13 protein-coding genes are annotated in these 13,021 nt (G+C 70.4%); 7 read left to right on the top strand and 6 right to left on the bottom strand.

Annotated elements, in window-relative coordinates; translation table 11 throughout:
* The first annotated feature begins 501 nt into the window (after positions 1–501).
* Positions 502–1,383 carry an SDR family oxidoreductase gene (locus ACFQ7F_RS03980; protein ID WP_383265637.1) on the top strand — a complete coding sequence of 294 codons (882 nt, stop codon included), beginning with the start codon at positions 502–504 and terminating at the stop codon, positions 1,381–1,383.
* A 144-nt stretch (positions 1,384–1,527) separates the two neighbouring features.
* Here ACFQ7F_RS03980 and ACFQ7F_RS03975 read toward each other — a convergent pair whose 3' ends face one another.
* The gene (locus tag ACFQ7F_RS03975) at positions 1,528–1,992 is read right to left on the bottom strand and encodes an SRPBCC family protein (RefSeq protein ID WP_383265635.1); all 465 of its coding nucleotides are present in this window, start codon (positions 1,990–1,992) and stop codon (positions 1,528–1,530) included.
* A gap of 356 nt (positions 1,993–2,348) precedes the next feature.
* On the opposite strand from ACFQ7F_RS03975, the gene ACFQ7F_RS03970 reads away from it, so the two are divergent.
* From ACFQ7F_RS03970 to ACFQ7F_RS03955, 4 genes are read left to right on the top strand one after another with little or no spacing between them, the layout of a single operon-like run.
* On the top strand, positions 2,349–3,350 hold the full coding sequence (locus ACFQ7F_RS03970) for an acyl-CoA dehydrogenase (protein ID WP_383265633.1): 1,002 nt from the start codon (positions 2,349–2,351) through the stop codon (positions 3,348–3,350).
* Positions 3,347–4,120 (top strand): PIG-L deacetylase family protein, encoded by a 774-nt coding sequence (locus tag ACFQ7F_RS03965; RefSeq protein ID WP_383265628.1) that lies wholly within the window; start codon positions 3,347–3,349, stop codon positions 4,118–4,120. The genes ACFQ7F_RS03970 and ACFQ7F_RS03965 overlap by 4 nt, the downstream gene beginning before the upstream one ends.
* On the top strand, positions 4,117–4,731 hold the full coding sequence (locus tag ACFQ7F_RS03960; protein WP_383265625.1) for an SAM-dependent methyltransferase: 615 nt from the start codon (positions 4,117–4,119) through the stop codon (positions 4,729–4,731). The genes ACFQ7F_RS03965 and ACFQ7F_RS03960 overlap by 4 nt, the downstream gene beginning before the upstream one ends.
* Positions 4,728–5,477 (top strand): glycosyltransferase, encoded by a 750-nt coding sequence (locus ACFQ7F_RS03955; RefSeq protein WP_383265623.1) that lies wholly within the window; start codon positions 4,728–4,730, stop codon positions 5,475–5,477. Before ACFQ7F_RS03960 ends, ACFQ7F_RS03955 begins: the two co-directional genes overlap by 4 nt.
* Before the next feature lie 36 nt (positions 5,478–5,513).
* Here ACFQ7F_RS03955 and ACFQ7F_RS03950 read toward each other — a convergent pair whose 3' ends face one another.
* Together ACFQ7F_RS03950 and ACFQ7F_RS03945 are read right to left on the bottom strand one after the other, a co-directional pair.
* The gene (locus tag ACFQ7F_RS03950; RefSeq protein WP_383265621.1) at positions 5,514–6,314 is read right to left on the bottom strand and encodes a VOC family protein; all 801 of its coding nucleotides are present in this window, start codon (positions 6,312–6,314) and stop codon (positions 5,514–5,516) included.
* A 200-nt stretch (positions 6,315–6,514) separates the two neighbouring features.
* Complete coding sequence (locus ACFQ7F_RS03945; RefSeq protein WP_383265618.1) at positions 6,515–7,705, bottom strand: MFS transporter; 1,191 nt, start codon at positions 7,703–7,705, stop codon at positions 6,515–6,517.
* 176 nt (positions 7,706–7,881) lie between these two features.
* Here ACFQ7F_RS03945 and ACFQ7F_RS03940 point away from each other — a divergent pair, with 176 nt between their 5' ends.
* Complete coding sequence (locus ACFQ7F_RS03940; RefSeq protein WP_383265615.1) at positions 7,882–9,114, top strand: ROK family protein; 1,233 nt, start codon at positions 7,882–7,884, stop codon at positions 9,112–9,114.
* On the opposite strand, the gene ACFQ7F_RS03935 is transcribed toward ACFQ7F_RS03940, so the two are convergent.
* Both ACFQ7F_RS03935 and ACFQ7F_RS03930 read right to left on the bottom strand, forming a co-directional pair.
* Positions 9,111–10,328, bottom strand: coding sequence for an MFS transporter (locus ACFQ7F_RS03935; protein WP_383265613.1), 1,218 nt, complete (start codon positions 10,326–10,328; stop codon positions 9,111–9,113). The two genes, ACFQ7F_RS03940 and ACFQ7F_RS03935, sit on opposite strands and share 4 nt — an antisense overlap.
* A gap of 176 nt (positions 10,329–10,504) precedes the next feature.
* Positions 10,505–11,101 (bottom strand): TetR/AcrR family transcriptional regulator, encoded by a 597-nt coding sequence (locus tag ACFQ7F_RS03930; protein WP_383265610.1) that lies wholly within the window; start codon positions 11,099–11,101, stop codon positions 10,505–10,507.
* A gap of 133 nt (positions 11,102–11,234) precedes the next feature.
* Between ACFQ7F_RS03930 and ACFQ7F_RS03925 the strand changes: the two genes are divergently transcribed.
* Positions 11,235–12,062 carry an alpha/beta fold hydrolase gene (locus tag ACFQ7F_RS03925; RefSeq protein WP_383265606.1) on the top strand — a complete coding sequence of 276 codons (828 nt, stop codon included), beginning with the start codon at positions 11,235–11,237 and terminating at the stop codon, positions 12,060–12,062.
* 49 nt (positions 12,063–12,111) lie between these two features.
* Here the strand turns inward: ACFQ7F_RS03925 and ACFQ7F_RS03920 are convergent, their stop codons facing one another.
* Entirely contained in the window at positions 12,112–12,993 is an 882-nt protein-coding gene (locus ACFQ7F_RS03920) for a phosphotriesterase (RefSeq protein ID WP_383265713.1), read from the bottom strand.
* Between the last annotated feature and the right edge of the window lie 28 nt (positions 12,994–13,021).

Below are 13,021 nucleotides of genomic sequence, written 5' to 3'. Positions count from 1 at the left end.
CCAAGAAGACATGCCGTGTGACCTGTGATGATGGGAGTTTTCTGAGTTGCGGGCACCGGCATCCGGGGGCGTCTCGGCGCTCCTAAAATGGGCCCCTTTCAGGCCCTGCTGACACCAGCCAGTGGTCTGGACACGTGGCACCGGCGTCCCGGCACCGGCAACAGGGCCCCGTCCAGGCCCTGTTGACCCCCTCCAGTGGTCTGGACTCTTGGCGCCACCCGCGCGCGGGCGCACCGCGGGGCGCGCAGCGGGGTGCAACAAGCCCGGTGGCAAGGGGTGTTGCAGCCGAATGGATGCCGTGGTGGCCGCAGCGATCTCGGCCCCTCCTCGATTCGCGGCGGAATACCTTGCCCCGCATGTGTGGGACCGCGGATCGCGGGACACCCGTTGGTCCGACGACCTGCCTTCACGCAGGTCGGCCACCGCGAGCGGTGGGCGCTCGCGCCTCTGCGAGGTGCGGCGCAAGCTGGAGTCAGTGGCCCCGAGGAAGGAGCAGCACCGATGGGTGACACCCCGCAGGACCCGCAGACCAAGCACCCGCAGCCCGAGTTCGCCCAGCAGGACCAGGAGCCGCCGGGCTGGACCGGTCCGATGGACCCGCCTCCCGACCACGGCGAGGAGTCCTACCGGGGGAGCGGGTTGCTGCAGAACCGGGCGGCGGTCGTGACCGGCGGGGACTCCGGCATCGGCCGGGCCGTCGCGCTCGCGTACGCACGCGAGGGTGCGGACGTCCTGTTCACCTACGTGCCCACGGAGGCGGAGGACGCCCGGGAAACGGTCCGCCTCGTCGAGAAGGCCGGGCGCCGGGGTCTGGCCGTCCCGTGCGACATCCGGGAAGAAGAGCAGTGCCGTCGCCTCGTGGAGCGGGCCGTGGCGGAGTTCGGGCGCATCGATGTACTGGTGAACAACGCGGCCTACCAGATGTCTCAGCCCGAGGGCATCGCGGAGATTTCCACGGAGCAGTTCGACCGCGTGGTGCGCACGAATCTGTACGGCATGTTCTGGCTGTGCAAGATGGCCGTGCCGCACATTCCCTCGGGCGGATCCATCATCAACACCACCTCGGTACAGGCCTACAAGCCGAGCCCTCACCTGCTCGACTACGCCATGACCAAGGGCGCCATCGCCACCTTCACCCAGGGCCTCGCGCAGATGCTGGTCGAGGACGGAATCCGCGTCAATGCCGTCGCCCCCGGGCCGGTGTGGACGCCGCTGATCCCGGCCACGCTGCCGGACACGAAGGAGTTCGGCAAGCAAGCCCCCATGGGTCGGCCGGCCCAGCCGGCGGAGATGGCGCCCGCGTATGTCTTTCTGGCCTCGGAACACGCGAGCTTCATCACCGCCGAGATCATGAACGCCACCGGAGGCACGCCACTCCCGTGATCGGCCGGCGGGAGACAGCGAAGGCATCGCTCCGTCGGGCAAGGTCACCGATGGCAAGATCACCGATCGCGTGGCCTGAACCGGACCTCCGGGGCCCGGCAGAACCGCCCGGCCCGTTGTGCTCCGCTGCCGATCACCACCGCGTCAGGCATCGACGACCTGCTCGCCCCTGTCAGGCGTCGACTCTTCGACGACGCGGGCCAGTTGCCCCAGCAGGCGGCGGTGCCGCAACTGCAACAGGGCGTCGAGCGCGCTGTTGTGCAGGGCGCCGCCCACGCCGCGCAGCGGGTGCTCGTCCAGGATGACCAGCGTGTGCTCGCCCCAGGGCCGGATGTCGAAGGCGATGCGTGCGGTGCCCAGCGGCCCGCTGTACGCCTCGAGCTCCAGAGCGCGCAAAGGCTCGTGGCGGCGTACGACGGTGAACCCGTCGAACTCCTTGGGGCCGAGCCGCACGGTGTAGTGCAGGGTGGAGCCTGTCTGCGGCCAGTCGCCTTCGCCCGGAGAAGAAGAGTGCGTGCCGGTCACCCATTCGTGGAAGCGGGACTCGTCTTCGAGCACCGCCCACAGGGCTCGCGGCGGGCGGCGGATGAGCTGGTGCCGTACTGCCATGGCTTCTCCAAGTGGCTGGCCGTACATCTGATTGCTTGAACACTGCTCACACGGCTCATCGTCGCGCGGAAGCCGAGTGACCGCCTGCGCCCGGTTTACACCCCTCTCCAGGCACGGACCCGATGGCCGACCGTTCAGGCACGCGCTGGTGGGCTCGGGGGCAGCTCGTGTGAAGTGGCGGTGGCCCGTGTGCTGCCGGATGCTGGGCTGTACGGAGCGGCCACGCCGACGTCACTTCCCTGGCGGCTCGTCCGTCCCGAACGCGGTGTGTCCGAGGAGTCATGTGCAGCGTCACCGGTGAATGCCCCTCCGGGCCTTCGCAGCGGCGCCCTCGACCATGGATGCAGGAGGTTCGCGTGATCCTCACGCCCCCCGAGTTGTCTGACCACCTCCGCACCCCGCAGGGGCGTACGGCGCAGCTGTTCGCCGACTTCGTCGAGCGGGAAGCCCCTGGCGTGCCGTTGCCGGGTCGGTCGACGGCACGCCGTTTTGCCGCCCTCACCGCTCTGGGACGACGGGACCTGTCTCTGGCCCGGCTCGCGGAGGGACACCTCGATGCTGCGGCGATCCTGCATGAACTGAACGCTCCCGTGCCTGCTCCAGGGGAGCGATGGGGAGTCTGGGCCGCTCGCCCACCGGGCCCCGGCGTGCGTGCCACATCTACCGGCCGGGAGTGGTGGATCAGCGGCGTCAAGCCCTACTGCTCCGGCGCCCGCAGCTGTACCCACGCCCTGGTGACCGCGGAAGCCGACGACGGATACCGGCTGTTCGCCGTCCCGCTGGACCACCCGGGCGCACGGCCGGTGGACGGGACGTGGCCGGCGATCGGTATGGCCGGCAGCGACAGCCTGAACATGTCGTTCACGGGCGTCCCCGCGCGAGCCGTCGGCGGGGCGGAGGGCTATCTGGCGCGCCCCGGTTTCCAGCACGGGGGGATCGGAGTGGCGGCCTGCTGGCTCGGAGGCGCCCACGCCGTCGCCGCGCCGTTGTACGAGCGAGCCGCGGCGGGGCCGTTGAACGACCACGCCGCCGCTCACCTCGGAGCGGTCGACGTGCTGTTGCAAACGGCCGACACCGTACTGCGGCAGGCGGGTGAGGACATCGACGCCGACCCTCTCGACGAACGTGAAGGCGCGCGGGTACGCAGTCTGCGGGTGCGGGCCCTGGCCGAGAAGGTGTGTGCCGAGGTGATGGACCACGTCGGGCGCGCCACCGGTGCCGGGCCGTTGTGCCAGGACGAACGGCACGCCCGCGCGGTGGCGGACCTGACGGTCTACGTGCGCCAGCATCAGGCCGAGGCGGCCCTGGCCGAACTCGGCCGCCTGTCGGCCACAACCTGCGCGGAGGCGGCACGATGAGTACGCCACGGACCGCGCCCGCTGCCAGACGGGCCGCCGCCGCGGCGATCGACGCACGGGGCACCGACGAGGCCGAGTGGCAGGAGGCACGGCTGCCCGACCACCTGCCCCGCCTGATCCTTCCCGCAGGTCCCGTCGTGGTGGTGGCCGCCCATCCCGACGACGAGGTCCTGGGGTTCGGCGGCGCCATCGCCACCTTGCTCGCTGCCGGAGGGGTGGTGCACACCGTGTGCCTGACCGACGGGGAAGCCTCCCACGGCCCCGCGACGCCGTCCGCCCGGGCGCAGTTGGCTGCCCGACGCCGAGGCGAACTGGCCGCGGCGCTTGACGAGCTCGGAGACCTGCCCGCCCCTGTGCATGCCGGTCTGCCCGATGCGGCGCTCGACGAGCACGAGGATGAGGCCCGGGCCGTGATCGGCGAGCTCCTGGACGCCACCGGGGCCGCCGTGTGCGTGGCGCCGTGGGAGGGCGACCTGCACAGCGACCACGAGGCGGCAGGCCGGGCCGCGCGACGAGCGGGCCGCGACACCTCCACGCCGGTGTGGTCCTACCCGGTGTGGATGTGGCACTGGGCTCGCCCGAACGACCTGCGCGTGCCGTGGCACCGGGCCTCTGTTCTCCCCCTCGCCGAAGCAGTGGTCGACCGTAAGAAGGCTGCCCTGGCGCGGTTCATCAGCCAGCTGGAGCCACGTGGCTCCAGCACGGCTCCGGTGCTGGAGCCGCAGGAGATCGCCCACCACACCCGCACCTTCGAGACGGTGCTGCGGTGAACACCCCGGCGGGCTACTTCGACAGCCAGTACGCCCACGCCACCGACCCCTGGCACCTCGGCGAGCGGTGGTACGACCGCCGCAAGTACACCCTGACCGTGGCAGCCCTGCCCCGCTCCCGATATGCCCGGGCCTTCGAACCAGGCTGCTCGGTAGGCGTGTTGACCGAGTTCCTGGCCGCCCGCTGCGACCAGCTGCTCTCCACCGACCGCATCGCGTCGGCCGTCGAAACCACTGCTCGGCGTACCACCGGCATGGACCACATCACCGTGCGGCAAATGACGGTGCCCGAGCAGTGGCCCACGGAGTCCTTCGATCTCGTGGTGCTGTCGGAACTCCTCTACTACTTCGACACCAGCACCCGCACGGCGCTCCTTCAGCAGAGCGTGGAGAGCTTGAGCGAGGGGGGCCATCTGGTCACGGTGCACTGGAACCACCCCGTGGAAGAGCACACGTGCACGGGCCGCGACATCGCCGACCGTCTGGACGCCCTGAGCGGCCTCAGCGGGCTGGCCCGCTACGACGATCCCGACTTCACCCTCACCGTCCACGAACACCGCCCAGATCCGGGCCCGGTGCTCTCTCCGGCTCGCGCGGAAGGTCTCGTATGACGCCCTCAGCCCTGGCCGTCATCGTCCCCGCGCACAACGAGGAACACCGCATCACCGGCTGCCTGCGCAGCCTGCGCGTGGCTGCCGGGCAAGCCGCGCAGCTGCCCGTGGTGATCGTGGTGACGGCGGACGCGTGCACGGACGCCACAGCGGCTTTGGCCGCCGGTGGCGGAGCCCATGTCGTGGAGACCCACAGCCGCAATGTCGGAGCCGCGCGGGCGGCAGGAATCGCCCACGCACTGGAGCTGCTGGCAGCTGCCGGCCCGGATGTGTGGCTGGCCATGACGGATGCCGACACCACCGTGCCCGCCGACTGGCTCACCCACCAGGCCGCCTGGGCACGGCGGGAGTACGACGCCGTCCTGGGCACCATCCGCCTCGCACCCGAATCGGCCAGCGCCTCACTCGTGGCTCTGCACGACGCCGAGTACTTCCGCACCCGCCGGCTCAGCGGGACGGAAAGGGCGTGGGAGCACCCGCACGTACATGGCGCGAACCTGGGTGTGTCAGCTGCGGCCTACTGCCGGGTAGGCGGCTTCGCGCCTCTGCCCACCGGCGAAGACCGAGACCTCGCAGCCCGGCTCTCCGCGACGGGCCATCGTATCGCCCGCACCGACCGACATCCCGTGCATACCTCAGCTCGCCTGCGCGGACGGGCCCCCGGCGGCCTCGCGGATCTCCTCGCTCACCTCGGGCCCGGGACATCGGATCCGCTGTCCGCACCAGACTCCGTGACACAGGCCTGATGGGCCGGCGCGGGTTGCGGGTTGACTCATCTCTTCTCACCGTGCCGGTTTTGAATTGACTGCGAAGCGCGCCCCACCGGGATCGCTCAGCACGGCCTCCGTCGAGTCGCTTGCGCGCTGCACGACACTTCCGCCATGGGCCTGCGCGGCCTTGGCACATGCCTCGACATCGGCGACGGTGAAGTGGATCTGCCAATGCGGCCGGATCGCGGGATCGGGCGCGGACTCCACCGCGCCGGAATGGATGCGGGCCACAACGTCGCCCCGGCTGCGCAGAACGACCTCCTCATCTTCGTAGTGGACTTCGCAGCAGCCGGGGGCTTCGGACGCCCAGCCGAGGACCTCTGCGTAGAAGATGGCCGCATCGAAGGCGTTCCGGGTGTGGAGTTCCATGAAGACCGGGGCAGCGCGGCGCCATTTCTCCCAGTCGGCCACCAGTTCGCCCTCCCAGATGCCGAAGACCGCCCCGTCGCGATCGGCCAGCAGAGCCGCCCGGCCCGGCGGGAAGGAGAGAGGGCCCACGGCGGTCGTTCCCCCACGCTCCTGGCTGCGTGCCACGGTCTCGTCCGCGTTGGACGCGGCGAAGAACGGCGTCCATGCGACAGAGGTCTGCGCCATGCTCTCCACGGCAGAAATCCCTGCCACCGGCACTCCGTCCACACTCGCGAACCTGTATTGGTCGCCCAGCTTGCCGATACGCCAGTCCCACCCCAGCACAGCGTGGTAAAAATCCTCCGCAGCCCGCAAATCATGCGCGGACAAGCTGACCCAACAGGGCGCGCCGAACACTGAACTGCTGGCCACGTCCGCGCGCGCAGATGTGTGATGACCGATCATCTCGTGCCGTTCTGAGGTCGATGGATGCCCACGCGGATGCCCACGCGCCACGCGCCTTGGTGTTTCCGGCGCTGACTCTGCGTAACCGGGGGCGACAGGCGTCGGCGACCCTCGCCTGAGGCCGTGATCCCCGTCAGGCCATCATCTCCGCTGCGGGCCTTCGCGTCCTGCGGGCACGGAATGTTGGACCCGAACGATCCTCATCGGCGCGTGGTGAAGCCGATCAGCGCGGCGAGGCCTGCCAGTACGGCGACGCTGGTGAGGGCGATGGGCAGGGTGAACCAGTCGGCCATGAAGCCGATGGCGGGTGGGCCGAGGAGCATGCCGCCGTAGCCGAGGGTGGAGGCGGTGGCGACGCCGTTGGGTCCGGCGAGGGCGCCTGCGCGTTCGACGGCGACGGGGAAGATGTTGGCGAGTCCGAGGCCGGTGACGGCGAAGCCGATGAGGGCGAGCCAGACGGTGGGGGCGAGTGCGCCGAGGAGCATGCCGGCGGCGGCGGTGGTGCCGCCGGCGACGAGTATGGGGGTCTGGCCGAGGCGTTCGAGGAGGGTGGTTCCGCTGAGTCGTCCGATGGTCATGGCGAGGGCGAAGCAGGAGTAGCCTGCGGCGGCGATGCCGGGGTGGGCTGCCAGGTCCTGTTCGAGGTGGAGGGCGCCCCAGTCGGCGAGTGCGCCTTCGCCGAAGGCGGTGCAGAGGGCGATGAGGCCGAAGACGACCACCAGGCGGCGGGTGCGGCCGTCGAGGCGCCGCGGGGTGCTGTCCGCGCCGTCGACGTCACTGGGTCGCACCGGCGCTTCGAGGCGCAGGAGGGCGCGTCCCACGACGGCGGTGACGACCAGGCCGATCACGGTGAGGCCGAGCAGGTGGCGGGTGGGGGAGAGGGAGCCTGCGATCAGCCCGCCGAGCCCGGCGCCGACCATGCCGCCCAGGCTGAACGCGGCGTGGAAGCTGGGCATGATCGGGCGCCGCAGGGCGGCCACGAGGTCGACGGCGGCGCTGTTCATCGCCACGTTGATCCCGCCGTAAGCGGCGCCGAACACCAGGAGTACGAGCCCGAGCGAGAGTGCCGAATGCGTCAGCGGCGGCAGCGCGATGCTCAGCGGCATCAGCACCCCGCAGGCCACGGTCACCGGATGGCTGCCGAAGCGGCGGCAGAGCCGTCCGGTGAGCGTCATCGTGATGACGGCGCCTGCCGAGACGCCGAGCAGTGCTAGTCCGAGGTCGCTGGCTGATGCGCCGGTCTGTTCCTTGATGGCGGGGATGCGGACGACCCATCCGGCGAAGATGAAGCCGTCGAGCGCGAAGAAGACGGTGAGTGCGACACGGAGCCGGACAAGGCTCGGGGGAGTGGCCCGCGACGCTGCGGACGTGGTTTTGTTTAGTAGCGGCACAAAATCAGAGTAGAGGTGCGCACCCGTGGCGTACAAGACAGTTCCTGTGAGGCGGCGGTCACCGGTGGGCGGAAGGTTCTCGTGAGGCGACAGGGGAAGAGCAGTGGAAGAGCGGTGTACGAGCAGATGACGACTGAACGGCGAGGCGGCGTACGGATCATGGGAGACTCGCCCTCATGAACGGCAAGGCTGCCCCCCGCGCCGACGGGGATCTGTCCACGCGTACGCGCCTGGAGCGCGGGCGCGGCGCGCTCGGTCCCGCCCTTGAGCTCATCCACACCGGGCGTGCCCCGACCCGCGCCGTGCTCACCGCCGAACTCGGCGTCACCCGCGCCACGGCGGGCGCCGTCGCCGCCGAGCTCGAGGCGCTCGGCCTGATCAGGATCGACGCGAGGCCGAGCGCCCCCGCGGGTTCCCAGGGCCGCCCATCGCACGGCCTTTCCCTCGCGGATGACGGGCCCGTGACGCTTGCCGCGCAGGTGCACTCCGACGGCTTCCGGGCCGCGCTCGTCGGACTCGGTGGCCGGATCGTGGCCACCGCACCCGGCTGCGAGACGATCGACGCCGACCCGGCGCAGGTGCTCGGCTCCGTCATCGAGGCGGGTGCGCAACTGCTGCGGGAGACCGGCAGGCGGTGCGTGGGCGCGGGCCTCGCGGTGCCGTCCGCCGTCGCCGAACCGGAGGGCACCGCGCTCAATCCGCTGCACCTGGCGTGGCCCGCGGGCTCGCAGGTGCGCCAGATCTTCGCCGACTGCGTACGGGACGCGGGCATCGCGGGACCGGCATTCGCGGCCAACGACGTCAACCTCGCGGCCCTTGCCGAGCACCGGCACGGCGCAGGGCGCGGCGCCCGTGATCTGCTGTGCGTCGCGACCGGGCACCGGGGGGTCGGCGGCGCGCTCGTCCTCGACGGGCGCCTGCACACGGGCAGTTCGGGCCTCGCGCTCGAGGTCGGCCACCTCACCGTCAATCCGGAGGGCCGCCCCTGCCACTGCGGAAGCCGGGGCTGCCTGGACGTCGAGACGGACCCGCTGGCCTTCCTCACGGCGGCGGGTCGCGAGCCGGGCCCCGAGGGGCTGTTGCAGCAGGCCCGCGAACTGCTCCGCGACGAGGGCGGGGATCCCGCGGTCCGTTCGGCCACAGAGGAACTGATCGACCGCCTCGGCCTGGGACTCGCGGGCCTGGTGAACATCCTCAACCCGGACCGCATCATCCTGGGCGGCCTGCACCGTGCGCTCCTGGAGGCGGACCCCGAGCGGCTGCGTGCCGTCGTCGCCGACCGGAGTCTGTGGGGGCGTAGCGGCGGTGTGCCGATTCTGGCCTGCACGCTGGACCACAACAGCCTGGTGGGGGCCGCCGAGCTGGCCTGGCAGCCGGTGCTCGACGACCCCCTCGGGGCGCTGGGTTAGACGCGGGCGGACTCTGTCGCCGCTGCCGGGCTCTGAGGCTCAACGTCCCGTGCGGCGGGGGTGGGTCGGCCGCTGCGAAGCCGCTTCAGGTCGGGCAGCAGCGTGAGGAGGCCGAGTGCGGCGAGGGCGGCGCCGATCCAGAGCGGCGCCCGCAGTCCGAACGTATCGATGGCGGGTCCGCCGACGGACGTCGCGATGATGATGCCGAGGGTGATGAACGAGGAGTGGACGGTGTTGACCAGCGGCCGGGCGTTGCCCGTGCGCTGGACGCGGGTCACGAGGGCCGGGTTCATGGTGACCCCGACCAGGCCGATGCCCATCATCAACACCACGGCGGCGAAGCTCAGTTGGGCGAGAACGGCGAAACCCGCGAGGAACGCCAGGTTGAGCAGCAGGCCGGTGAGCAGGACCGGCACGGTGTGCTTGTCGGCCAACCGGCCGACGACGGTGTTGCCGATGACGGTGGCCGCTCCGTATGCGATCAGCAGCAGGGGGACGGTGCCCGTCGAGAAGCCGGTGACCTCGGTGAGGATCGGGTTGAGGTAGCTGAAAGCGGAGAAGGTGGCGCCGATGATGAAGGTGCTGGTGGTGAGCGTCAGCCAGAGCCGGGGGTTGCGGAAGGCGCCCAGCTCCTGGCGGAGGTTGCCGCCGTCGCCGTCGGCGGCGCTCTCCATGCGCGGCACCCCGGCGATGGTGGCGAGCGCGGCGAGGACGGTCAGACCGGTGATGGCCCAGAACGCGGCACGCCAGCCCAGGTGTTCACCGATGACGGTGGAGAGCGGCAGGCCGAGGAGCGTGCCCAGCATCAGCCCGTTGAGAGCCACCGCGATGGCCCTGCCCCGCACTTCGGGACGGGTCAGGCGTGCGCACAGGGAGATGGAGATTCCGAAGAAGGCCTGCGATGCGATGCCGGTGATGACGCGGGCCACCAGCATGGTGCGGTAGTCAGGGGCGAGGGCGGCCAGCACGTTTCCTGCCAGGAATATGCCGAACAGGACTATGAGCGCCGTCTTCTGACGCATCTTCAGTAGCGCGATGGTGAGGAAGGGCCCGCCGAAGGCCATCGCTGCGGCGAAGGCGGTGATCAGGTAGCCGATCTCCGGGATCGTGGCGTCGAGTCCGTCGGCCATCTGCGGCATCAGACCGGCGACCACGAACTCGCTGGTCACCATGGCGAAGATGCCGAGGGCCAGGAGGTAGACGGCGCGGGGCATGGGGGCTCCTGTCGGGGTGGGATGGGATGGAAGCGAGCGGGGCGGTTAGGGGGGTGCACTGGGCGTACTGGGTGCACTGGGTCATGATTTGAGTTATGGACTGAACAGTGCAAAACGAGGGCATGCGTGAGCAGGCCGGAGCGCAGTGCGAGGGATGGAGTCGGCGGACCGGAGGGTCAGGGGTTCAGTGCGTCCATGGCGGTCTCGGCGATGGCTGTCAGCGTGGCTCGATCGGCGCCGCCCTGCGCCGAGATCCGCATCCCGCCGATGATGGCGTTCAGGAAGCGGGCCAGGTCGTTCGCGTCCCGCGTGGAGGTGATGTCGCCACCGCTCTGCCCCGCGCGGATGACGGCACTGATCGCAGTCAGTCGCGCCGCGAGGTCACGCGCGAGCATCTCGGCGGCCTCGGGGTCGCGCCCGGCGAGCTCCACGGTCGTGTTGACGGTCAGGCAGCCGATGCTGTGCCCGTCCTCGCGGCACTCGAACTCGGAGTCGACGGTACGGGTGAACAGGGCGCGAATACGCTCCATCGGGGGGCGCCCGGCATCCTCCAGGATCTCGACCTGGACGGACGTCATGGAGTCGATGTAGCGGGCCAGGGCTCGTTGGAACAGCTCGTGCTTGCTGCTGAAGGTGTTGTAGATGCTGCTGCGGCCCAGGCCGGTGGCGTCGCACAGGTCCTGGGTCGAGGTGGCCTCGTAGCCATTCGCCCAGAAGGCGCGCATCGCCGCGTCCAGGGCCCGTTCCTCGTCAAAGGTTCTCGGTCGGGCCATGTCGGTACGCTACAGGTTTTGGAACGGGCAGTGCAATATGCGAATCCAGAGTTACCTCTTAACGGGCTCTACTGGTAACGTCGATCTCCGAGGCGAGACGATGGAGCGGATTCCGAGCAGCGGGAGGCACTCAATGACGTGGCAGTTGACGGAGAAGTTCGAGACGCCGGACGGCTACGTGCGGTGGGCTTCGTTCGGGGAGGGTGACCCGGTGGTCCTTCTGCACGGCTCGCCGTTCTCGTCGTACATCTGGCGCGAGATCGCTCCCGCCCTGGCCCGAACGCGCAAGGTTCACGTCTGGGACCTGCTCGGATTCGGACAGTCGGAGCAGCGGCAGGGGCAGGATGTCGGCCTCGCGGCGCAGGGAAAGATCTTCGCCCGCCTTCTCGCGCACTGGGGTCTGTCCCGCCCCAGCGTCGTCGCGCACGACGTTGGTGGGGCGGTGGCGCTGCGGGCGCTGCTTCTGGAGGGCGCGGAGTACGGGGATCTCACGCTGGTCGACGCGGTCGGCGGTGGCGCGTGGGGGACGGGCTACTTCAAGCTCATCCGCGAGAACGCACACGTCTTCGAGCAACTCCCCGACTACGCCCACGAGGCGCTGGTGGCCAGTCACCTCCGCCGGGCCACGCACACCGGCTACAAGCCGGGCATCCTGGACGCGTATATCGACCCATGGCGCGGCACGGAAGGGCAGGCGGCGTTCTACCGCCAGTATCGCCAGTTCGCGCAGTCCCAGACGGACGAGCTGGAGCCCCTCCTCGGTGAGGTGACTGTGCCTACCCGCATCATCTGGGGCCGCGAAGACCGCCTGCTGCCGACGGAGTTCGCCGATTTCCTGCGCACACGGATCCCGCACGCCGAACTGACCTGGGTGGACGGCGCGGGCCACACGATCCAGGACGACGCACCCGCTCGGCTGCTTTCACACCTGGAGGCACGCTTCCGGACCGTGCCTGTCTGAGCGGGCCCCCGGTCGGCTCGGTGGCGGGGGCCAGCCCACCACCTCCTCCCTACGCCCACTCCACCGCGAACGCCCGCCCCGGATTTGCCGTCATCATCCGCTCCACCACGTCCTTACCCGCGGCGAGTTCGAGCCGTGGCCGCACCCTGCGCAGCAGGTGGGGAAGCCCGGGGCCGCCGTTCACCGCGCGTGCTCCGGCCGTTGTCGTGTCGCCGCCCAGGAGCAGTTGGCCGGCGAAGCCTGCCTCGGCCAGGGTCTGTACGGCCTCCGGCATGCGCCAGTCCGTGGCGTGGTTGGCATGGGAAGGGCCGTCGAGGGCGAGGTAGGCACCGGCTTCGGCGACCAGGTGGTGGATCGTGAAGTCGGGGGAGCGGTTCAGGTGGCCGAGGATCAGGCGGTCGGGCGGCACGTCCAACTCGTCGCACAGCAAGTCGAGTACGTCCAGGGCGCCCGTGCCGAGTTCCAGGTGGACGGCGATGGGCGCGCCCGTCGCGTGGTGGGCCTCGGCCGCCGCGTTCATCGTCCAGCGTGCGTGCGCGTCCAGGCCGTGGAAGCCGCCCGCGACTTTGATCAGCCCGGCCCGGACGCCGGTGTCGCCGATGCCCTCGGTCAACTCCCTGACGAAGAGGTCGGCGAGTCCGTCGGTGCGGAGGCGGTCCAGTAGCTCCGGCGTGTAGTGGACTGACTGGTGCAGGCCCGTCGCGGCGACGATCCGTACGCCCGATGTCCGGGACAGCTCGGGCAGTTCCCCCGCACGGCGCCCCATCCCGTACGGCGTCCACTGGATCAGGCTCTCGCCTCCGGCCGACCGGAAGGCCGAGAGCTCCTGCGCCGCGGAGGTGGCCGAATCCAATTCCTGTCGCGGGAGTTGAGGGCTCGTCAGGAAGAGGTGGTCGTGGGCGTCACAGATCCCGAGGCCTTCGGGGGCGATGTCTCCGAGTACGGTGCGAACTGTGCGA

The organism is Streptomyces sp. NPDC056486 (genome assembly GCF_042795295.1).
Lineage (GTDB): Bacteria > Actinomycetota > Actinomycetes > Streptomycetales > Streptomycetaceae > Streptomyces.
Note: the sequence above shows the minus strand (reverse complement) of the source record. Positions and strands in the feature narration are given on the sequence as shown.

Bases quoted from the DNA above. Each gene is read 5' to 3' on its own strand.
- ACFQ7F_RS03980 (WP_383265637.1), top strand. From the start codon at position 502: ATGGGTGACACCCCGCAGGACCCGCAGACCAAGCACCCGCAGCCCGAG.
- ACFQ7F_RS03975 (WP_383265635.1), bottom strand. From the start codon at position 1,992: ATGGCAGTACGGCACCAGCTCATCCGCCGCCCGCCGCGAGCCCTGTGG.
- ACFQ7F_RS03965 (WP_383265628.1), top strand. From the start codon at position 3,347: ATGAGTACGCCACGGACCGCGCCCGCTGCCAGACGGGCCGCCGCCGCG.
- ACFQ7F_RS03955 (WP_383265623.1), top strand. From the start codon at position 4,728: ATGACGCCCTCAGCCCTGGCCGTCATCGTCCCCGCGCACAACGAGGAA.
- ACFQ7F_RS03950 (WP_383265621.1), bottom strand. From the start codon at position 6,314: ATGATCGGTCATCACACATCTGCGCGCGCGGACGTGGCCAGCAGTTCA.
- ACFQ7F_RS03940 (WP_383265615.1), top strand. From the start codon at position 7,882: ATGAACGGCAAGGCTGCCCCCCGCGCCGACGGGGATCTGTCCACGCGT.
- ACFQ7F_RS03935 (WP_383265613.1), bottom strand. From the start codon at position 10,328: ATGCCCCGCGCCGTCTACCTCCTGGCCCTCGGCATCTTCGCCATGGTG.
- ACFQ7F_RS03930 (WP_383265610.1), bottom strand. From the start codon at position 11,101: ATGGCCCGACCGAGAACCTTTGACGAGGAACGGGCCCTGGACGCGGCG.
- ACFQ7F_RS03925 (WP_383265606.1), top strand. From the start codon at position 11,235: ATGACGTGGCAGTTGACGGAGAAGTTCGAGACGCCGGACGGCTACGTG.